Raw genomic sequence first — 18,829 nt, forward strand, 5'->3', positions numbered from 1 at the left:
TCCCATGAACCCCGACCCACCATCCCCACCCGCTGCCGTCACCCGCTCTCACATGCTGGAAGAGCTTCGCGGTACCACCTGCCAATGCAGTGCCACCAAGAAGGCGCGCCAGAGCTTCTGCCCGTCCTGCTACCGCCGGCTTCCCGCCGTGACTAAGGCCGCTCTCTACCGCCGCTTCGGCGAGGGCTACGAGCAAGCCTACACCGAGGCCATGGCAGCACTTCGCCCCGCCTGATCGACTTCCATGGCAGAACTCCCCTACATGCAGCTCTACGTTGCGGACTACCTCCGCGACACGGAAATCCTCTCCCTCACGGCGCAAGGCGCCTGGGCGCGCATGCTGTGCAGCATGTGGCACCCGGATCGTCGCGGCGTGCTGTGCTACCGCTTGTCAGCGGTGGCACGCCTGCTCGGTGCGAATGAGCAGGCCGCCAAGGGCATCATTGAGGAGATCAAGGATTGCAGGGTGGGCGATGTCGAATGGGAGGGCGATAGGGTCACCATTACCTCCCGTCGCATGGTCCGCGACTGGGCCAAGATGGAAGCCGAGAAACAAGCGGCGGTTGCCGCCGGACAGAAGGGCGCGGCGAAGCGTTGGGGCAATAAGAATGGGGAAAGCAATAGGGTGACCAATAGCCCCCCTATTCCTCCCCCCATTGCAGCCCCCAATACCAAGTCAGAAGGCATAATTCAGAAGTCAGAAGAGAGAGAACCCCCGCGTCCCGCGCCGGCAGCAAAGCCAACTCTCTCTCCCTCCCAATTGATGCCGATTGATCGGGTGAAGATCGAGCTGGCGACCGTCTGGCCCGATGCACCGAAGCACATGACCGGGCAGGAAAGCCACGACCTGTTCAGCTCGCTCGCCGTGCTGGACGAGTTGACCCCGGAGGACTGGCTCGCCTGCCGCGCCTGGATCCTCTGCCCTGACCGCATCCGTGGCCGCAAGCTCTGGCCGCGCAACCGTGCCGAGTTCGTCGCCAATGCCGGCGAAGCCATCGAAGCCATCCGCACCTGGTGGAGGACCGGCGGCGGCCGCCAATGGTGGAATCGCCACCAGTCATCGCGACCTACGGCACCCGTCGTAGTTCCCGACCCCGTCCCATCCGCCGACGTGATCGAGGACCCCGACGAAGCCCTCAAGTTCTTCCGCGAATGCAACCCCCGCCTCGACCCGCCACCCGCTGAACCAAAGCAAGACGTCGCCTGATCCACGCTCCATGAGCCTCAAACTTCCACGCCCCTACCGTCGCGCCCCCAAGCTGCCGCTCGCCGAGGCCTTGGCGCTCGACTGCCTACAGTCATTCGCCGCCGATGACGGGCTTTGCATGCACCCCGCCTGCGACCTTCTCGTCACGCATCTCTCCATCACCCCGACGCACGCGGACAACCTCCTAGGCTCGCTGATCTCTCGCCACGTCATCCTGCTCTCCGCCAAACACTTCGCCATTCTCTCGCCACTTTCACGGGCGCTCAAAAAGGAACGCGATCGCAACCGCCACCGTGCCCTCAAAACCCAATCACAGAATCACTCAATCTCCCACTCGCCCCCCTCCTGGTCCCTCCGCACCCGCGTCCTCCAGCTCTTCCCCGCACTCCGCGGCCCAGTCGATCGGCCCGCATCCTACAACCGCCCCGCCGCCTTCGAAGCCCTGCTCAAGGAACATCCCCACCATCACAAGAACGCCTGCCCGTCCGACGTCGAGATACTCACCGACGCCTGCTACCCCGGCGAGCTCACCACCGTCCTCACCCTCATCGAGGAACAGCGCAGCGCCAACCGCCTGCCCGTCCTCCTCTTCACCCGCAAGGCCATCTACGTCGGCGTCCGCCGCGCACCAAAACGATAATTCCCATCATGTTCCCCGCTATCCATCCCACTTGCAACTTTACCCTCGGCCCAGCACCAGGCGACGAGGGAAGTGTCGGCAAGCTTCCCGTCCACATCCACGCCCGCGGTGTTGCCTCCTTTTGGCTCCCCACGCCGGCAGAGATCTACGCCATCAACCGCGGCGAAGCCCTCGTCGTTTCGCTCGCCTTGGATCCCGGGAAAACGCCTTTTCCACCCATGGCCGTGGGCATCTTCGCCGATATGTTTGATGCACCGGGCACGGAAACCATCTCCACGGATCCGGTTGGCCCCTCCGTAGTCTTGGCCCAGAACGGCCAGCCGTTCGATGTTGCCGTAATGGTCAACGGCCCCCGATCAGAAGTCGTCCGCTAGAGGGCAATGCCGGCGGCAAGCAGTGTCTTCCCGTTCTTCCGCGGCACCTCGATATGGGCATATTTGAACCGCCGGAGGCCGCTTTCGACCCACTTCCACCCGAAGATGTTGGAGATGACGAACTTCTGCCAGGCCTCCAGCTTCATCCGCTGGCCCGCCCACTCCCCCTTGTAGTGGCGAAAGGTCTCCATGAACCCGATCGCACGGTCCGCCGCCGCGACATCGAACCGGATGTCGCACCGCCCCAGGTCGCGGATGAACCGCTCACAAGCCAGCTTCACCCACCGGCACGCAATCCGCTCCCCATCCACCACCTCTCGCGCGTAGTCGAAGGCCGCGTGCTCGATCGCCACGGCCGGCACAGGGCCGCCCCGCTTGGTCGCCTTCTTCGCGGCCTTTTTGGCGGCCTTCTTTGCTACCCGATCCGAACCGCGCCGCTCGGCCCTGTTAGATGGAGGTGCCATGTCATTCGCCGCCGGTCAGGAAGTTGCTAGGACCGTTCTCCTTCTTCTCCGGCTTCTGCGGCTTCACGTTCTTGATCGACTGCAAGGCCAGCGGCGTCATCCCCAGCGCCTTCGCAGCAGTCTCCATGGCGCTCCGTGCCATCGACCAGACCGTCATGGACGGGTTCAGGTATTTGTTTCCCGTCTCGGCATTCTCCAGCGTGGGACCGTCCGACTTGATTTCGTCCAAGGCAGTGCGCGCGATCTCCCACGCCTCGACGTAGTCCACCAGGATCTGCCGATGAATCGCCGAGAGGTGCCCCAGCTTGATCAGCTCCTTGGCCAGCCGCTCATACTCATCCTCGGCCTCGGTGCCCCCCCGGATTCCCTCCGGAGCCTTCGCCGACAACGGCGCGAGCATGCCCGCCATCGCGGACAGGTTCTCTTTCGGCTTGGTCCCACGGGCTCCCATCGGCATCGGGCGGCATTGCTGGCCGCCATCGGCCCGAATCTGCCGGTTACAAAGTTCGAAAAGAAACCGCTGGACCTCAATTTCGCCCCGTTGACCCCACCCCCCTCAAAACTAACAGAGCGATTATTTTACTTTGGGGGCGCTCTCCTGTTTTGGAGGCGGCAGAGATTTACCCCCCTCCCCCCCATGGGGTCCGATAATCAACCTTTCCTGACCATCCGATGAAGCGAAATGCAACGTTCAAGCGAACAGTTCAGAAGGGTGGAACATTCAGGTCCATGAGGGATGCGAGGACCTATGACCATGCGTGGCAGGCCTACTCCCGTCGCTACCTCAGGACTCATCCGATTTGCTCATGCGATGCTGTTAGGGTGTGGTCCAGCGGTGGCCCCGCCGTTGTTTCCTTCGGTCCGTCTGGGGCAGTGGCCCCGGCATGTCACACCGACCACGTGCAGCCCCTCAATTCAGGGGGCGCGAAGTATGACCCCGCCAATCACCAACCGCTCTGCCATTCCTGCCATTCCAAGAAGACGGCACGCTTCGGCTGATGGGCATGCGGACAGGTCACCGGCACGCCGCCCGGTGCCCTTTCTGTGCCATTACGAGTGCCACTATGCGCCCCAATATCGCCCGAAATCACCCATGGAATGCGCGATATGACGTGATACGGCCCACAAAACCCACCTTGCCAAGGTGGATGTCGTGAGTTCGAATCTCATCGCCCGCTCCATTTTCATCAAAGAAAGCCTTCCGGATCCGGAAGGCTTTTTTGTTTCCCGGCGGTGAGTGGCCAAGGAGCCGTCATCCTTGGTTCTTGCGGCAGCGTGCGAGGGGAGGCCAAATCGAAGGAGTTTGAAAACCCTCATGAAGACCTTCCTTTCCGCCTGTCTTTTGGCCGCGTTTGTCGCGCCGATCCATGCCGACCCCGAAACGAAGCCCGCCGCCGACCCAAAGGTGACGACCACGATTGCAAACCTGCGCCAACTCTACTTGGCGCTCGTTGAGTTCGACACCGACTACGGTGCGTTCCCGAACGACGAGACCGCCGTGGATGTCACGGATGCCACCGGGACGAAGCTCACCTTCAAAGGCGGCACCTCGAACGCTTGCTTCCGCCAACTACTTGCCGCTGCGGCAGTGAAGACGGAAAAAGTCTTCCAGATCGGCGGCGCGAAACTTCCCGACGACGATTTCAAGGACGACTCGAAGGCGCTGGCCAAGGGCGAATGTGGCATCTCCTACGTACCCGGGCTCGCAACCAACTCTAGTCCGGATACCCCGCTGGCGTTCGCGCCGTTGGCTCCCGGCAAGCTGAAGTTTGACCCCGTCCCTCTCGCCGGCAAGGCGGTGATCCTGCGGGTCGATGGAGCCGTCACCGTCCACACGATCACCCCGGACGGCGATGTCATGGTGGACGGCAAAAGCATCCTCGATCCCAAGCAGTCGTTCTGGAAGGGCAAGGAGCCGAAGGTGGCATGGCCGGAGTGAGATCAGCCACGATGCGCCGCGCACCTCATCCCCCGTTTGCGGCCTTGTCCCTCGCAGTGGCCTTGTCGCGGATCGCCGCTCTGACCGCATCCAGTCGTGCCGGCCAGACGAAGCGCGGGGCTTTCGATGGCTCGTAGCCTTCCATGGGGCCGGTCAGGCGCGTTGCAGGCTTGGTGTATTTGAATTGGGTGTCCTTGAAGACCTCGCGGCACATCGCGGCGAGGCCGGGGTCATACTCTAACAGCTCCGCGCGGGTGTTCACGTGGTTGTGGTCGTGATCGTTCTCGCGGTTGTCGTCGAACCACGATTGCACGCCTTCCGCGAAGTACTCATGGTGATTCATGCTGGCATACTTACCCTTCCACAAGCCCGCCTTCATCGCGGCGGCGTAGGTTTCCTTAAGCCGCTTGTCGAAGGTGGGATCGACGTTGTTCAGCCCGCGCAGGTGGATGTTGTGCGCGAATTCGTGGATCAGGATGTTCTCCGTGGAATACGGGTCGCCCTCGTAACCTAGCACATTCTCCTCGGCGCACGTGCAATACGGGTCGGTCTCGCTGCCGCCGGTGCCGCGGGCGCGGGCATCCCAGTAGTCCTTGCCCGGAAAACTCTCGAAGCCCGACATCGGATCCTTGCCGAGGCGCACGAACTCCGGCAGGTCGGTGGTGTATTCATCGTGCGCCATGATGCAGAGGCGTGCGCCGCTTTTCACCATCGCCTCCAGCACGTCCGGACGCTTCGCCAGCATCAGCTCGCCGAGGAAGGCGGCCTCTTTCAGCGCATACGGATTCACCTTCGCGGAGGCCACGATGGGAAACCCGCGCAGCCGCACGACCTGCGTGTAGAAGGCGGGGATGCCTTCCTTGTCCGGCGGGTCGAATCGGAAACCCTGCACCCGCACCTGCGCGGTGACGGTGGCCTCGCTCTTGTCATCGCGGCCGATCATCTGGAAGCGGTGGCCCGGCGAGGTCGTGAAGATCTTGTCCTCGCCCGCTGCGATGCTGCCATTCGCCACATGCTCGCTGTCCGACTTCAGCCAGAAGAGATCGATCGTCTGCTTGCTGCCATTGATCACCTGGAGTCGTGGCCGGTCCTGGGCGATGGCGACAGGGAGCGAAAGAACCGCGGCGCAGAGGGGGGCAAGGGTAAGGCGAAGGGACAATTTCATGGCGGTGACATCGAAGTCGGCATCAGACTACGGCTGCATCCTCCCGCGGATTTCCGGAAGCTCCAACTTATCTGGCGCATGCGGCGAATCGGGCAGCGGTTGATGAGGAAACGGCAAAGGCCTGGGACGGAGTGCCGGGCACATGGCCACGATTTCGCCTCGGGCTTGTGAATGCCTCCGGTTGACAGGCCATCTACCCGGTCCCTCGTTCCTGCCAATGAGCCCGCTCCACCCTTTCACGCCGATCCTCGCTTCCAGCATGCCCGCTTGGCTCACCACTTCGCTCGGTGGGACGCCCGTGTGGGCATCGCTGGCCTTGCCGGTGGTGGCTTGCCTCGCGTGGCTCGCGGCGAAGTTGATCGGCATGCTCGCGGGCTCGAACGCCGGACGGAATGATGAGGAGAAGGTGAAGGAGAACGTTAAGACGAAGCGGTCGCGCTTCCGGAGCTTCGTGGCTCTTTCACGCAAACCCGCCCAATGGTGCGTGGGCACTGCGCTCTTCCACCTTGGCCGCAAGCCGCTACCGCTGTCGGCCGGGTTGCAGGGATTCCTCCACTACCTTGAGCTCGCCGTGGGCACGCTGGCCATCCTGTGGCTGATGCTGCGACTGACCGACACGGGATCGAAGTTCCTGGCCGGCACGCTTGATCGCACCGGCCGCTCGCATGCGAAGGCCGCCATTCCGCTGGTGAGGAAGGTGGTGAAGGGAGCCGTCATCATCTTCGGCATCGTGTTCTTGTTGCAGAATCTCGGGATCAATGTCGGTGCGATCCTCGCGGGGCTCGGCATTGGTGGTCTCGCACTCGCGCTCGCGGGGAAGCAGACGGTGGAGGATCTCTTCGCCGGCGTGACACTGGTGGTGGATCAACCCGCGCGGGTCGGCGACTTCTGCAAGTTCGGCACCAGCGCTGGCACCATCGAGGACATTGGCATCCGCTCGACACGGATCCGCACGCTCGATCGCACGCTGCTGACGATTCCGAATGCCAAGCTCTGCGAACTTCCGATCGAGAACGTGACCGTGCGCGACCGCATCCTGCTCAAGGCGGTGCTGGCGCTGCGCTATGAAACCACCCCTGCGCAGATGCGGTCGATCCTGGAAAACATGCGGGCCCTGTTAGAAGAACGGCCGGACATCGCACCCGGGAGCCGGGTGAGGTTCATCGAGTTCACCGAGTCCGCGCTGAACCTCGAAGTCTTCGCGTATGTCGTCACGCGCGACATGAATGAATTCCTCATGGTGCGCGAAGAACTCTACCTGCGGATCATGGACATCATTAGCGAGTCCGGATCCGCCTTCGCCTCCCCTTCCCCGCCGGTGGTGTTGCAGGCAGCGGGTGAGACGGCGGCGGTGGTCGGGTGAGCGCGGCATCCGCCACGGATCAGGCTTGAGGCGATAGGGACGACACCACCGGCCTTGCTCTCCTTTGTTCGGTCGTGATGATCCTCAATCGAGATCTGACTCGAATGGCACGGGATTAAGCCCATTCGGAAGCCCGGTCCCGTCATCCCCGGGGCTGATGGAGTTGACCGCTGAGGCGCGGAGGTCGCAGAGGGACGCAGAGAATGAGGGGAAGGATGACGAATCTAGCAATCGCCTTGGGTTCACACCTCCCCCAAAGGGTTCTCCGCGTTCCTCTGCGACCTTTGCGTCTCAGCGGTTACATCCAATGTGAGAAGACAGGCTTAATCCCGTGCCATTCAGATCTGACTCGCCATAGTACCACGATTGCTTCTCCCCATGCACCCTTTTGCAAACAATCGGGTTAGGAAATCATTGATGTCGGTTGCCATCAGATCGACGCGGTAATCTCGTGGAGAGTCGTAGCCGGTAGCGCCATCAACGTACAACTGCCCGGACTCATCCATGAGCACTCCAAGGCCGCCATCCTCGAAGTAGTTCGTCCAGCCCACAGGAAACAATGGCTCGCCAATGAGTGAACTCATGACCTTCTGCGAGGCGCACAACCTCTCAGTGATGTAGCCAAAAATGATCGTCCGCCCCCCCCAGCCCGATATCCAATCCTCCAAACTCGGACAACACCCTGCCGGCAGCCGGTGGAAAAACGGTGTCGAATCCAGACAAATATTCCTCGAGGCGCTCGAGCTCCCAGTTCCGGCCTTCGTGCCACCCGGCATCAACAAGTGGAGCCAAAACTCCCAAGCGAAACCGGCCGCGAACATTGCTGACCAGCCGCAAAGTCCTGGAAAGGCATTTCAAGATCCTCACCATCAGTTGGTAAGTCGGATTCTGTGGCCAACGTGATGCTGGTCAATCCTTGGCAGTTAAGAAGCCATGCCTTTTCAAGACGGAGTCAAGGCTGACACGTTCACGGCCCTGCATGAGGAGGAATGACGCTTTTGTCATCCTGGTTTTGAAATGGAGGACAGGAGTGCCTACCCAGGGTGCTCAATGCGGCGGCGTCACTTGGATAGGCTTGCGGCGGGAAGCCCTCAGCCACGGTCGGAACGCGCCCTCACTCCCCCGCATTCTGCGGCATCACCCAGCCTTCATCTACGACACTGTCGATCAGCACCTGGCTGTCCTGGGTAGCATCGCGGGGGAACTTCAGCTTGAGCAGCCACTTCGGTTTCGCATTGGCATCGACCGGCCGCAGCCGCTGGTCGAGCAGGCCGTTGCGCGGGACATAGCCGTAGATGGAATCCACGCCATCCGGCGAGTCGAGGCGATAGGAGGACCACTCGCGGTCATCGGTGAAGGCGAAGTTGAAGTATTCCACCCTTGAGAGCTGGACGCGGAAGAGCGTGGGCTCCACGGGCTTCTTCTTGCGGAACTCTTGCCACGACATTTCGGACCAGCCGGCCCAGCTCTCCCAGTCGACCTTGAGGCGGCCATCGCGTTTGATCAGGGCGATTTCGCGAAACGTGTAGTCGCCGATGCGGACATGAAGCAGGGAGACCGCGCCCTCCCCGGTGCCGGTGGTCTTCGACTCGCCGAGGACGCCTTGGAAACCGGGTGCCACATAGCTTTTCCCAGCGAGCCAGGCGTCCCACTTGAGGGCGGTCGCAGCGGGATCCAGCACTTGTGCGAGCGCCTCCTCGCGGGTGGGAGCATCAAGGAAGGCCTTCACCACGGATTCGATCTCGACCAGTAGCGGCTTGGGCGGCTCCACGGCGGTCCCGCCACCCGGAGTGGCAGCGGGCGTGAGCTGCGGGGCCGGTTGCACGGGAGTATCCGCCTCCACCACCGGGCCTACGGGCTTCTTCTCCGGCATGATCCACCAGGCGACGATGCCGACCAGAACGACCGCGGCCATGACCAGGATGGCGATGAAATTCCGGTCGCTGCGGGCGGCGGTCACGGCCTCATCGGAGTCCATGTCCTCGTCATCGTAGTCCCCGGCATCGACCGGTTTGGCGAGGGCAGCCGATGCAGAGATCAGCGGCGGCAGTTCATCATCCGGACCCGGTAGCCGGAGCATGACGCGGCAAGCCGGGCAGACGACTCCCGTGCCATCGTGATCCTGCGGCACCCGGAAGACGCAGCGGCATCCCGGGCACACGAAGCTATTCCAGCGTCTGGCTGTGGTCACCGTGTCCGACACGCGGGGAAACTGCGGGTTGCGCGGCGGGCGTGCAAGGGTTTCATCGGGCACACCGCCGCCTCACTCCGGGTCGATATCGAGGCGGTCCGGCCACGGCAATTTCATGCGGGCCTCGCCATCGCCGAGGTCGAAGCTATCGAGCACGTTGGTGCGATTCCGCATGGAAGGCTGCACCGCGCCATCCAGCATGACCTGCTCGGTGTAGTAGGGGTCCTCGCCGAGCAGCACGGCTGCCTTGGACCGGACCGGGGTGGTATCGATGATCGCGAGTTGGGACAGGCCGATCGAGGCGGCGCCTGCGTCGGCAGCGGTCTCGCCGGAGTGCAGCGGGCAGAAGGGCAGGTTTTCGCTGCCCCGGCGGAAATATTCCGCGATCTTCGAGGGGCCGGTGAGGGTCGCGCCGGTCGCGGGATCGGTGTAGGTATCGTAGCAATAGGGCGTCGCACGCTGGCCGGACACGCGGCAGATTTCCGCCTGCACCACCGACTCCGGCTGGGAGATGATCTTGCCGCCGAAGTTCGTGGCGGCGGTATTCATGGCATCTTCCCACACCGGCATGGCGAGGTCCTTGGAAAAGGCGCCCTCGTAGATTGACTTGCCGGACTGCAGGAAGCCGATCCACACGCCGCAGGAAACGCGGCCATTGTAGCCCAGGAACCAATTGTCCGAGAAGTCGTGGGTGGTCCCGGTCTTGCCCGCGCCGGTGAAGGGCTTCTCGACCATGCGGTCGGCGAGACCGGCGATATTCCCCCGCTCCATGCTGCCGCGCATCATGCTATGCACCATGAAGGCGGTGGCGTCATCGGTGGCCTCAAGCCGTACCGGCGGGCGGATATCGCGACGGTAGACGGTCGCCCCCGCGGAGTTATCGATGCGATCGACGATGGTGAGCTGCATCGGCGCGGTCGATCCACCGTGGGCGAAGGCGGAAATGCCGCGCACCGCTTCCTTCAGCGAGGCTGCCTCCCAGCCTGCGGCCAGTCGTGGCAGCAGCTCGGCGTCCTTCATCGGCAGGCCGAAGCGCTCCACGGTCTTCCGGACATTCTCGAGACCTGCCATGCCAGCGAAGCGGACGGAGGCGGCGATCTTCGATGCCTCGAGCGCGCGGCGTGCGGTGATCTTGCCCTCGTAGCTCGGCTTGGCGACTTCCATGCCCCACTCGCCGAGGATGCCTTCGCGACCGCCGACCATGACCGAGCGGTTGTCCATCGGCTCGTCCTCCACGATCGTGGCCGGGCCGAGGCCCTGCATCAGGCCGGCGGCGTAGAGGAATGGCAGGAAGGCGGTGCCCAGCGGACGGCGGCCGAGCTCGATCACATCATACGGCGCGTCTTCATAACTGCGGCCACCGACGTGGGCGAGGACCTCGCCGGTCTGGTGGTCGATCATCAGGCCCGCTCCTTGGAGGAACTCGGGGGCCACTCCGGAGGATTTCTTGTACTGCGAGCGTTTCTGGTTGGCGTAGCCGGGACGCTGCTCGGCTTTTTCCAAATTCCGCTGCAGGCTCTGCTCCAGCGCACGCTGCACCTCGCCATCGATGGACGTCTGGATGCGGAAACCACCGGCCGCGAGGGCATCCTCGCCGAGCACCCGGCGGATCTCATCCGCGACGCGCTCGTAGAGGTGGGTGGTGCCGCGTTGCAGCGGCTTCGGATTCAGCTTCAGCGGCGTCACCCGCAGCTTGGCGTTCTCGCTGCTGCGCAGTGCGCCGAGATCGACCATGCGGCCGAGCACCAGGTTGCGCGAAGTCTGGTTCGCCGCCGGGTTGTTGAGCGGGGAAAGATTGGTTGGGTTCTTGATGCAGCCGACGATCGCGGCGCACTCCAGCGCATCCAGATCCTTCGGTTCCTTGCCGAAGTAGCCAAGCGCCGCCGAGCGGATCCCGTAGAAGCCGCTGCCGAAATAGATGCGGTTCAGGTAGAACTCCAGGATCTCCTTCTTCTTGTAGCGCTTCTCGATCCGCTGGGCGAGGAAAGCCTCCACCAGCTTCCGCTCAATTCCCGTCTCGCCCTTCGCCTTGCGTTCGGATTCCAGGTCATAGGCATTCCGCGCGAGCTGCTGGGTGACGGTGCTCGCGCCCTGCGTCGTCTCGCCGGCCTTGTAGTTCAGCCACACGGCGCGGACGACGCCGATGTAGTCCACTCCATCGTGCGTCTCGAAGCGCTGGTCCTCCCCCGCACGCAGGGCATCGACGAAAAGCTGCGGCACCTGCGAGATCGGGATCACGCTGCGGTTTTGGACGAAGACGCGGCCGATTTCCTTGCCATTCCGGTCCATGATCAGGCTCGGGATTTCAAGGTCATTGATCCGGGCGAGATCGTAGGTCTCGGCGCGCTCCCGGTAAGGTCGGGTGTAGCGCTCGACCGCCACGAAGCCGATTCCGGCGACCAGCAGGCCGAAGAGAAGGAGGGAGAACCAGAAGCGTTTGCGCTTGTAGAAGCGCCTCTTCTTCGGCTTGTTCCGCGTGTTTTTTTCGCTCGTGGCCATGCAGGAATCCGATCGTGACTGGTCCCGGACGACCTCCGGGGCCCCATCCGCATACCCGCCGGAAGGCGATCGCGCAATACCCGGCTTGGCGGACAGGCTCCGGGAGAAAATACGCGGGTCCGGTACGATTTCCTTCCCGGACTTCATGGCGGCCGCACTTTACGACCCTCAGGAGGGCTACTACGCCCGGTCGGCCGGCCAAGTGGGCAAGGCCGGCGACTTTTTCACCAGCGTCAGCGTGGGGCCGCTCTTCGGCCGCCTGCTGGCCCGGCACATCGCCGCGTGGCACCGCCAATGCGGCTCCCCGGAACGATGGCGGGTGATTGAAACAGGCGCGAACGACGGCGCTCTAGCCGCCGATATCCTCGCCGGGCTGGCCCGCCTCTCCACCGATGCCGGGCTGGAATACGTGATCATCGAGCCCCTGCCCCAGCTCGCCCGGATCCAGCGCAAACGCCTCGTGGAAGCCGCCGTGCTCGAAAGCGCCACCGCCCTAGCGGACGATCCCCTGCCCTCCTTCGTTCTCGGGAATGAGGTCATCGACGCGTTGCCTTTCCACGTCATCGAGTCAGACGGCACCGTCTGGCTCGAGCTGGGCGTGGCGGTGGACGCCGAAAGCGGGGTCTTCATCTGGCAACCGCTCGGCCCCGCGGCGGCGGAGGTCGCCGGGCACCTGCCGGTCATGCCCGCTGGCTATCGCACCGAGGTCCGCAGCGGCGTCCGGGATTTCCTGAAGCCGCTCGCCGCCGCCATGACCAAGGGCGGGCGCATGCTGTGGGTCGACTACGGCTTCACGCGCGATGACTACTACCACGAGTCCCGCACCACCGGCACGCTGCGGACCTTTTCCCGGCACCGAGCCGGCGAGGACCCGCTCGATTCACCCGGCGAGATCGACATCACCGCGCACGTCGATTTCACCGGCCTCGCCGCAGATCTCGATGCGGTCGGCGGCCAAGTCGTGCGCTTCGAGCCGCAAGGCCGCTTCCTCACCCATGTCGCCCGCCCATGGCTGCTCGAAATGGAAGGCCGCACCGACGACGACGCCAAGAAAGAGCTACGGGCCTTCCAGACCCTGACCCACCCCGGCCACCTCGGCTCGCGGTTTCACGTCATGGAAGCGGGGTTCTAACAGCTAGTCGAGGATTTGCCCGTAGGCGCACTGGTAACAGTGCGGAATGGTCCACGGCAGCCGGCTACTCCCGTGCTCCCGGAGTGCCGCGCCCACAAAAGCGTCCGGCGCATACCAAATGCCTTTCTGGTAAAAGCGAGGAATGGTCCCCAGCAGCACACCACTCCCATCTCCCATCTCCCATCTCCCATCTCCCATCTCCCATCTCCTCACACCCCCACGCCCTCCTCCACATACCGCTCCACCATCGCCAGCGCGATCTCCCCCATCTGCTCGCGCAATTCCGGCGGATGCACCGCCTCCACCCGCCGGCCGAAACCTAACAGCCACTCCGCCATCCACGGAATCGAGAAGCTCAGCAGCTCCAGTTTCACGCGGCCGTCGCGCTGCACCTCATCCGACACCGGCGTGCACGGCATCTCCATGCGGAAGCGCTCCAACACCTCGCGCTCCACCAGCACCGTCGCGGGCGTCAGCTCGTGGCACTCGATATTCTCGCGCAAAAATTCCTTCACCGAAAAACCCGCGTGCCCTTCGAAGCACTCGCCAAGCACCTCCCAGCGTGCCACGCGGTCGAGCCGGAAGTCCCGGAAATCCCGCCGCACCCGACACCATGCGATCAGGTGCCACTGGCGCGAATAGAAGATCAGCCCGAGCGGCTCCACCACGCGATCGGTGAGCGCGCCGCGGTTGGCCGTATTGTAGCAGATCGCCAGGCAAAGGCGCCGCACGATCGCATCCTGAATCGGCATCAACGACTCGCGCCGCGCAGCTCCATCGTCCGGCCGCCGGAACCACACGCCCACGGCATCCTTCAGCCGGTGCAGGTAATCCCGCTTCTCCTGCGGCAAGACCGAGCGCACCTTCAGCAAGGCCGACCGCAGCGACTGCTTCAGCGACTCATCCGCAATCTGCTCGGTCACCTCGCCGCTCATGAAAAGCGCCGCCCCCTCATCCTCCGTGAACATCACCGGCGGCATGTGATAGCCGCGCACCAGGCTGTAACCCACCCCGGCCTCCGCAATGATCGGCACGCCCGCCTCGCCCAACGCCGAGAGATCCCGATAGACTGTCCGCACGCTGATCTCGAAATGCCCCGCGATCTGCTCCGCGGTGATCACCCGCTGCCCTTGCAGCAGCAGGATCATCCCGGTGAGTCGGTCGATGCGGTTCATGGTGAATTGCGGGTCCCTTCTCTGCCAGCGACCCTCAGGGCCTCAAGGCAAATTCATTTCAGGCTCATCCTGCATCGACGCATTGGATTTCCCGAGCTTGATCCTTCGCCGGGAGCCAGAGCATTGTCAGGCGTTCCAATCTAGAATGCTCACACGAGAGATCATCGCCGAGGTCGAGCGCGTCGAGAACGAGCTTCACGCGAGGATTTACGATACGTTCGCCTTACGCCACGAGAGTGCCGAGAAGTGGGACGCTTGGGACGAGGCGACTTCGGACTGGCATTGCCGGACTTGCCCCACGGACATCCTGTGGGAAGATGAGTTCTTGGCCGACTTGCGGTCCTCTCAGCGACCGGCAATTGATGACGCGATCCTCTATTTGGAGGCGGACCCGTGGTATTTCAGATCGGGCTACCTCAAGGAGCGCCTGATCCGCGGCCTCAAGTCGGCCAACCTTACCGAGCAAGATCGAAGTCGTCTGCGGATTGTCGTCTGGAATATCGCCACAGGAAAAAACCGCCGCGAGTTCAGGAACTACTGCTCGCTCGCAACCGCCGTCGCCGACGCCGACTTTCTACAACGACTCGATCAGCTAACTCCCGAGTACGATAGCGCAGCCAGAGGCAAGTTTCGGTATCTGCAAAACTACCTGCGCCGGAACATGAACCAAAAAATACGACTTCCTTGAAACCAGCGGAAAGACCTGAGCGACCCCTCTTGAGCATCACGGGACACCCCCGTCACACATAGTGAATCCCATGCTCCGCGCTGATCTCGACCACCCTCCCCATGTCCGGACCGCCGTCGCGATTGAACTCCTCCGCGATGCGCGCGAAGAACGCCTCAAACCCCGAGGGCGCGGTGTGGATCGTTAGCTTCATCGGCGTGTCGCCAGCATTGCGGAAGGCGTGAACAGCGCCGCGCGGAATGAAAACCGCGGTGCCCACCGGGACTTCCGTCCAGACGCCGTCCTTGAAGAACTCGGCCCGCCCATCCACTACGTAAAACCACTCATCCTGGTGATCGTGCCAGTGCGGCGGCGGACCACCGCCGGGGTCGATGACGTTCGCCGACATCGTGTAGCGCCCGCCGGTCTGCTCGCCGGTCAGGAGGAAGGCCGTCGTATCGCCAAAGGCGTGGTGGGTCCTGGCATCGGCAGGTGGGACGATGACGGGCGGAATCGCGGGAGATGGGCTCATCACTTGTCAGCCTAACGGAATTTTCGCCCCCTACAATCCGTTGTTTCTCGTTCGGGTCCAAAGTCTCACACACTCTTTCTCGCGGTAGCGCACGGTTCCTGCTTTATACCGCGCGTGACCCGTGAACACGAACGCCTCCAGGAGGATGAAGGCCGCGCCAAGAACTGGAAGCGCTGGGGCCCCTACCTCAGCGAGCGCCAGTGGGGCACCGTCCGCGAGGACTACTCCGAGCACGGCCATAGCTGGAGCGAATTCCCCCACGACCACGCCCGCCGCCGCGCCTACCGCTGGGGCGAGGACGGGCTGAATGGCTGGTGCGACCGCCAGGGACGCCTCTGCTTCGCCCCCGCCCTGTGGAATGGCAAGGACACCATCCTCAAGGAGCGCCTCTTCGGCCTCGGCGGCAACGAGGGCAACCACGGCGAGGACGTGAAGGAGTGCTACTACTACCTCGAGTCCACCCCCACCCACTCGTACACCAAGGTCCTCTACAAATACCCTCACGCGAAGTTCCCCTACTCCGAGATCCGCGAGCGGAATGCCCAGCTCGGCCGCGAGGGCCCGGAGCTGGAGCTCGCCGACATGGGCATGTTCGACAACGGCCGCTATTTCGACGTGGTTCAGGAGGTCGCCAAGCGCTCGCCGGAAGACCTGCTGTGGCGCATCACCGTGACCAATCACGGCCCCGATCACGCGCCCATCCACGTGCTGCCCATGCTCTGGTTCCGCAATATCTGGAAATGGGGCAGCGACCGCGAGACGCCGCTCAGGAAGCCATCGCTGGAGCTGAAGGACGGCTGCATCCATGTCTCCCATGAATCGCTCGGCGACTACTACTTCCACGCCGACTCCCCGGACGTGGAGAGCGACACGAGCTGGCTCTTCACCGAAAACGAAACCGACTACAATTCCGTCTACGGCTTCGGCTCCCCGGCCGGGCAGGTGAAGGACGCCTTTCACAAGCTCCTCATCCACGGCGACCGGAATGCCGTCGCCCCGTTTCCCGCCGGCACGAAGGCCGCCGCCCACTTCGTCTTCAACGTGCCGCCGGGCAAGAGCATCACCATCCGCTGCCGCCTCCACACGGTGAAGAATGACAACGGCCTCGGCGGGCTCGACCAATTCGACGAAACCTTCGCCGCACGCGTGGCCGAATGCGATGAATTCTACGAGCGCGTCATCCCTAAGGATCTGTCCCCGGAAGAATACCTGATCTGCCGCCAAGGCTACGCGGGACTCCTGTGGACGAAGCAATTCTATCACTACGTCATTGAGGACTGGCTGAAGGGCGACTCGGATGGCCCCGCGGCGCCAGCCTCGCGGCTCGATGGCCGCAATCACGACTGGTACCACTTCTTCGCCCGCGACATTCTCTCCATGCCGGACAAGTGGGAATACCCGTGGTTCGCCGCGTGGGACTCCGCCTTCCACATGATCCCCTTCGCCGCGGTCGATCCGCACTTCGCGAAGGAGCAGCTCCTGCTGCTACTACGGGAATGGTACATGCACCCGAATGGCCAGATGCCCGCCTACGAGTGGAATTTCTCCGACGTGAATCCGCCGGTCCACGCCTGGGCCGTCTGGCGCGTTTACAAGATCGCCGACCCGAAGGGCAGCCGCGACCTGCTCTTCTTGGAGCGCTGCTTCCAGAAGCTGCTGATGAACTTCACCTGGTGGGTGAACCGCAAGGACATGGAAGGCCGCCACGTCTTCGGCGGCGGCTTCCTCGGGCTGGATAATATCGGCGTCTTCGATCGCTCGCACGCGCTGCCCGATGGCGGCAAGCTCCACCAAGCCGATGGCACCGCATGGATGGCTTCCTACTGCCTGCTCATGCTCGCCATGGCACTGGAGCTCGCCGAGGAAAAGCCTGCCTACGAGGACATCGCGTCGAAGTTCTTCGAGCACTTCGTCAACATCACCGATGCGATTAATTCGCTCGGCGGCACCGGCCTCTGGGACGAACGCGATGGCTTCTACTACGACCAGCTCATCGTGAATCACGACGAGCCGCTGCCGCTGCGCATCCGCTCTCTCGTCGGCCTGCTGCCGATGTGCGCCGTCACCGTGCTGAAGCAGACGAAGATCGAAAAGCTCAAGGGCTTCCGCAAGCGCATGGACTGGTTCCTCTCCAGCCGGCCGGACATCTTGAAATACATCAGCGTCCGCCGCCCGAATGAGGACAAGAAGTCCGCGCTATGCCTGCTCGCCATCCCGTCGGAGGTCCAGCTTCGCAAGACCCTGCGCCGCATGTTAGACCCGGAGGAATTCCTTTCGAACTACGGCATCCGCTCCCTGAGCAAGGCCCACGGCAAGGAGCCCTTCGTCTTCGAGCACGGCGGCGAACGCAATGAAGTGACCTACACCCCCGGCGAGTCGGACTCCGGCATGTTCGGCGGCAACTCCAACTGGCGCGGACCGATCTGGTTCCCGACGAACTTCCTCATCATCGAGGCGCTCGAGCGCTACCACCACTTCTACGGCGACAGCTTCAAGATCGAGTATCCCACCCGCTCCGGCGTGGAGAAGACCCTGCGCGAAGTGGCCATCGACCTCTGCGACCGTCTCATCTCCCTCTTCTGCCCCGGCCCGGACGGCACCCGCCCGTGCTTCGGCGCTGCGGACCGCTATCGCGACGTGCCGCACTGGCAGGACCTCCTGCTCTTCCACGAATACTTCCACGCCGAGACCGGCGAAGGCCTCGGCGCGTCGCATCAGACCGGCTGGACCTCGCTTGTCGTGAAGCTCGTCAAGGACCGCCGCGAGAAGCTCTGCGAGACCGCGATGTGAGGCATCGCCCGAGCTTCTCCGTCCCAACGGGAGATTTCATTCCTCGTCCAATAGGACGGGTGATGCTACTTCGTCCAACAGGACACCTCACGCTTCCTAGTCGCGATAGGACACCTCATGCTTCTTCGTCCCAAAGGGACGGCTCATAATAGCCTGGCACGAAGTGCCAGGTAAGAGTGCGCGCGGATCGTGTCACAACGTGACACCTCATGCGGGGTGCGGCCGTCTATTCCCACACGTACCGCTCATCCACATCGACGCCGTATTTTTTCAGCAAGGCGCGATACTCGTCTTGAAACGTGATCTTTCGATGATGCTCTTCCTGATTGGAGACGTAGTTAAGCAGTGCCTCCAATTGTGACTGGCCGACCGAGAACGACCCGTAGCCCGTCTGCCATTCGAAATGACGCGGGCCGCCCTCTTGCTCCTTCAACCACCCGGAACTGGTCTGTTTCACCTTTTGAACGAAATTCGCGATCGTCACCGTTCGTCCGAGATCGATGGCGAGGTGAACGTGATCCGCCACGCCACCCACGCGGAAGACCTCGCAGCCGAGATCGCGACCAACGGTGGCAAGGTAGCCGAACAGATGCGGCCGGATTTCGGGCGATAGGACGGGTTCGCGGTTCTTGGTGGAGAAAACCACGTGAACCAAAATACGCGCGAGGGATTGGGGCATGGCGTAAGGATA

20 protein-coding genes and 1 tRNA gene are annotated in these 18,829 nt (G+C 63.1%); 11 read left to right on the plus strand and 10 right to left on the minus strand.

Going from position 1 to position 18,829, the window contains the following annotated elements:
* Positions 1 to 4 precede the first annotated feature (4 nt).
* The 4 genes from OKA05_RS09065 to OKA05_RS09080 are packed head-to-tail and all read left to right on the plus strand — an operon-like array spanning position 5 to position 2,221.
* Positions 5 to 235 (plus strand): hypothetical protein, encoded by a 231-nt coding sequence (locus OKA05_RS09065; RefSeq protein WP_264486811.1) that lies wholly within the window; start codon positions 5 to 7, stop codon positions 233 to 235.
* 9 nt (positions 236 to 244) lie between these two features.
* Positions 245 to 1,207: a hypothetical protein gene (locus OKA05_RS09070; RefSeq protein WP_264486812.1), complete on the plus strand. Its 963-nt coding sequence runs from the start codon at positions 245 to 247 to the stop codon at positions 1,205 to 1,207.
* Between the two features lie 10 nt (positions 1,208 to 1,217).
* Positions 1,218 to 1,847: a hypothetical protein gene (locus tag OKA05_RS09075; protein ID WP_264486813.1), complete on the plus strand. Its 630-nt coding sequence runs from the start codon at positions 1,218 to 1,220 to the stop codon at positions 1,845 to 1,847.
* 8 nt (positions 1,848 to 1,855) lie between these two features.
* The gene (locus OKA05_RS09080; protein WP_264486814.1) at positions 1,856 to 2,221 is read left to right on the plus strand and encodes a hypothetical protein; all 366 of its coding nucleotides are present in this window, start codon (positions 1,856 to 1,858) and stop codon (positions 2,219 to 2,221) included.
* On the opposite strand, the gene OKA05_RS09085 is transcribed toward OKA05_RS09080, so the two are convergent.
* Positions 2,218 to 2,685: a terminase large subunit domain-containing protein gene (locus OKA05_RS09085; RefSeq protein WP_264486815.1), complete on the minus strand. Its 468-nt coding sequence runs from the start codon at positions 2,683 to 2,685 to the stop codon at positions 2,218 to 2,220. The two genes, OKA05_RS09080 and OKA05_RS09085, sit on opposite strands and share 4 nt — an antisense overlap.
* Before the next feature lies 1 nt (position 2,686).
* Positions 2,687 to 3,142 carry a phage terminase small subunit P27 family gene (locus OKA05_RS09090; protein ID WP_264486816.1) on the minus strand — a complete coding sequence of 152 codons (456 nt, stop codon included), beginning with the start codon at positions 3,140 to 3,142 and terminating at the stop codon, positions 2,687 to 2,689.
* A 272-nt stretch (positions 3,143 to 3,414) separates the two neighbouring features.
* Here OKA05_RS09090 and OKA05_RS29415 point away from each other — a divergent pair, with 272 nt between their 5' ends.
* The 3 genes from OKA05_RS29415 to OKA05_RS09100 all read left to right on the plus strand — a co-directional run bounded on the left by OKA05_RS29415 (position 3,415) and on the right by OKA05_RS09100 (position 4,624).
* Complete coding sequence (locus OKA05_RS29415; protein ID WP_369335601.1) at positions 3,415 to 3,684, plus strand: HNH endonuclease; 270 nt, start codon at positions 3,415 to 3,417, stop codon at positions 3,682 to 3,684.
* 103 nt (positions 3,685 to 3,787) lie between these two features.
* A tRNA-Ser gene (locus tag OKA05_RS09095) sits at positions 3,788 to 3,866 on the plus strand.
* Between the two features lie 134 nt (positions 3,867 to 4,000).
* On the plus strand, positions 4,001 to 4,624 hold the full coding sequence (locus OKA05_RS09100; protein WP_264486817.1) for a hypothetical protein: 624 nt from the start codon (positions 4,001 to 4,003) through the stop codon (positions 4,622 to 4,624).
* Between the two features lie 25 nt (positions 4,625 to 4,649).
* Here OKA05_RS09100 and OKA05_RS09105 read toward each other — a convergent pair whose 3' ends face one another.
* Positions 4,650 to 5,789, minus strand: coding sequence for a hypothetical protein (locus OKA05_RS09105; protein WP_264486818.1), 1,140 nt, complete (start codon positions 5,787 to 5,789; stop codon positions 4,650 to 4,652).
* A 217-nt stretch (positions 5,790 to 6,006) separates the two neighbouring features.
* Between OKA05_RS09105 and OKA05_RS09110 the strand changes: the two genes are divergently transcribed.
* Positions 6,007 to 7,152, plus strand: a complete 1,146-nt coding sequence (locus OKA05_RS09110) for a mechanosensitive ion channel family protein (RefSeq protein ID WP_264486819.1) — start codon at positions 6,007 to 6,009, stop codon at positions 7,150 to 7,152.
* Between the two features lie 338 nt (positions 7,153 to 7,490).
* Here the strand turns inward: OKA05_RS09110 and OKA05_RS09115 are convergent, their stop codons facing one another.
* The 4 genes from OKA05_RS09115 to OKA05_RS09125 form a co-directional block, all read right to left on the minus strand.
* On the minus strand, positions 7,491 to 7,736 hold the full coding sequence (locus tag OKA05_RS09115) for a hypothetical protein (RefSeq protein ID WP_264486820.1): 246 nt from the start codon (positions 7,734 to 7,736) through the stop codon (positions 7,491 to 7,493).
* A gap of 25 nt (positions 7,737 to 7,761) precedes the next feature.
* The gene (locus OKA05_RS29420; protein ID WP_369335602.1) at positions 7,762 to 8,022 is read right to left on the minus strand and encodes an SUKH-3 domain-containing protein; all 261 of its coding nucleotides are present in this window, start codon (positions 8,020 to 8,022) and stop codon (positions 7,762 to 7,764) included.
* Positions 8,023 to 8,266: 244 nt separating this feature from the next.
* Positions 8,267 to 9,355 carry a hypothetical protein gene (locus OKA05_RS09120; RefSeq protein WP_264486821.1) on the minus strand — a complete coding sequence of 363 codons (1,089 nt, stop codon included), beginning with the start codon at positions 9,353 to 9,355 and terminating at the stop codon, positions 8,267 to 8,269.
* 60 nt (positions 9,356 to 9,415) lie between these two features.
* Positions 9,416 to 11,842 carry a transglycosylase domain-containing protein gene (locus OKA05_RS09125; RefSeq protein ID WP_264486822.1) on the minus strand — a complete coding sequence of 809 codons (2,427 nt, stop codon included), beginning with the start codon at positions 11,840 to 11,842 and terminating at the stop codon, positions 9,416 to 9,418.
* A gap of 145 nt (positions 11,843 to 11,987) precedes the next feature.
* Between OKA05_RS09125 and OKA05_RS09130 the strand changes: the two genes are divergently transcribed.
* Entirely contained in the window at positions 11,988 to 12,974 is a 987-nt protein-coding gene (locus OKA05_RS09130) for a class I SAM-dependent methyltransferase (protein ID WP_264486823.1), read from the plus strand.
* A 209-nt stretch (positions 12,975 to 13,183) separates the two neighbouring features.
* Here OKA05_RS09130 and OKA05_RS09135 read toward each other — a convergent pair whose 3' ends face one another.
* Complete coding sequence (locus OKA05_RS09135; protein WP_264486824.1) at positions 13,184 to 14,149, minus strand: helix-turn-helix transcriptional regulator; 966 nt, start codon at positions 14,147 to 14,149, stop codon at positions 13,184 to 13,186.
* 145 nt (positions 14,150 to 14,294) lie between these two features.
* Between OKA05_RS09135 and OKA05_RS09140 the strand changes: the two genes are divergently transcribed.
* Positions 14,295 to 14,837: a hypothetical protein gene (locus OKA05_RS09140; RefSeq protein ID WP_264486825.1), complete on the plus strand. Its 543-nt coding sequence runs from the start codon at positions 14,295 to 14,297 to the stop codon at positions 14,835 to 14,837.
* A 52-nt stretch (positions 14,838 to 14,889) separates the two neighbouring features.
* On the opposite strand, the gene OKA05_RS09145 is transcribed toward OKA05_RS09140, so the two are convergent.
* Positions 14,890 to 15,348, minus strand: a complete 459-nt coding sequence (locus tag OKA05_RS09145; protein WP_264486826.1) for a cupin domain-containing protein — start codon at positions 15,346 to 15,348, stop codon at positions 14,890 to 14,892.
* Between the two features lie 114 nt (positions 15,349 to 15,462).
* Here OKA05_RS09145 and OKA05_RS09150 point away from each other — a divergent pair, with 114 nt between their 5' ends.
* Positions 15,463 to 18,138, plus strand: coding sequence for an MGH1-like glycoside hydrolase domain-containing protein (locus OKA05_RS09150; RefSeq protein ID WP_264486827.1), 2,676 nt, complete (start codon positions 15,463 to 15,465; stop codon positions 18,136 to 18,138).
* Between the two features lie 226 nt (positions 18,139 to 18,364).
* Here OKA05_RS09150 and tnpA read toward each other — a convergent pair whose 3' ends face one another.
* Complete coding sequence (tnpA, locus tag OKA05_RS09155) at positions 18,365 to 18,817, minus strand: IS200/IS605 family transposase (RefSeq protein WP_264486828.1); 453 nt, start codon at positions 18,815 to 18,817, stop codon at positions 18,365 to 18,367.
* Between the last annotated feature and the right edge of the window lie 12 nt (positions 18,818 to 18,829).

Source organism: Luteolibacter arcticus (assembly GCF_025950235.1).
GTDB lineage: Bacteria > Verrucomicrobiota > Verrucomicrobiia > Verrucomicrobiales > Akkermansiaceae > Haloferula > Haloferula arctica.

Bases quoted from the DNA above. Each gene is read 5' to 3' on its own strand.
- OKA05_RS09125 (WP_264486822.1), bottom strand. From the start codon at position 11,842: ATGGCCACGAGCGAAAAAAACACGCGGAACAAGCCGAAGAAGAGGCGC.
- OKA05_RS09110 (WP_264486819.1), top strand. From the start codon at position 6,007: ATGAGCCCGCTCCACCCTTTCACGCCGATCCTCGCTTCCAGCATGCCC.
- OKA05_RS09080 (WP_264486814.1), top strand. From the start codon at position 1,856: ATGTTCCCCGCTATCCATCCCACTTGCAACTTTACCCTCGGCCCAGCA.
- OKA05_RS09100 (WP_264486817.1), top strand. From the start codon at position 4,001: ATGAAGACCTTCCTTTCCGCCTGTCTTTTGGCCGCGTTTGTCGCGCCG.
- OKA05_RS09085 (WP_264486815.1), bottom strand. From the start codon at position 2,685: ATGGCACCTCCATCTAACAGGGCCGAGCGGCGCGGTTCGGATCGGGTA.
- OKA05_RS09065 (WP_264486811.1), top strand. From the start codon at position 5: ATGAACCCCGACCCACCATCCCCACCCGCTGCCGTCACCCGCTCTCAC.
- OKA05_RS29420 (WP_369335602.1), bottom strand. From the start codon at position 8,022: ATGGTGAGGATCTTGAAATGCCTTTCCAGGACTTTGCGGCTGGTCAGC.
- OKA05_RS09090 (WP_264486816.1), bottom strand. From the start codon at position 3,142: ATGCCGATGGGAGCCCGTGGGACCAAGCCGAAAGAGAACCTGTCCGCG.
- OKA05_RS09140 (WP_264486825.1), top strand. From the start codon at position 14,295: ATGCTCACACGAGAGATCATCGCCGAGGTCGAGCGCGTCGAGAACGAG.
- OKA05_RS09115 (WP_264486820.1), bottom strand. From the start codon at position 7,736: ATGAGTTCACTCATTGGCGAGCCATTGTTTCCTGTGGGCTGGACGAAC.
- OKA05_RS09130 (WP_264486823.1), top strand. From the start codon at position 11,988: ATGGCGGCCGCACTTTACGACCCTCAGGAGGGCTACTACGCCCGGTCG.
- OKA05_RS09075 (WP_264486813.1), top strand. From the start codon at position 1,218: ATGAGCCTCAAACTTCCACGCCCCTACCGTCGCGCCCCCAAGCTGCCG.
- OKA05_RS09105 (WP_264486818.1), bottom strand. From the start codon at position 5,789: ATGAAATTGTCCCTTCGCCTTACCCTTGCCCCCCTCTGCGCCGCGGTT.
- OKA05_RS09135 (WP_264486824.1), bottom strand. From the start codon at position 14,149: ATGAACCGCATCGACCGACTCACCGGGATGATCCTGCTGCTGCAAGGG.
- OKA05_RS29415 (WP_369335601.1), top strand. From the start codon at position 3,415: ATGAGGGATGCGAGGACCTATGACCATGCGTGGCAGGCCTACTCCCGT.
- tnpA (WP_264486828.1), bottom strand. From the start codon at position 18,817: ATGCCCCAATCCCTCGCGCGTATTTTGGTTCACGTGGTTTTCTCCACC.
- OKA05_RS09070 (WP_264486812.1), top strand. From the start codon at position 245: ATGGCAGAACTCCCCTACATGCAGCTCTACGTTGCGGACTACCTCCGC.
- OKA05_RS09145 (WP_264486826.1), bottom strand. From the start codon at position 15,348: ATGAGCCCATCTCCCGCGATTCCGCCCGTCATCGTCCCACCTGCCGAT.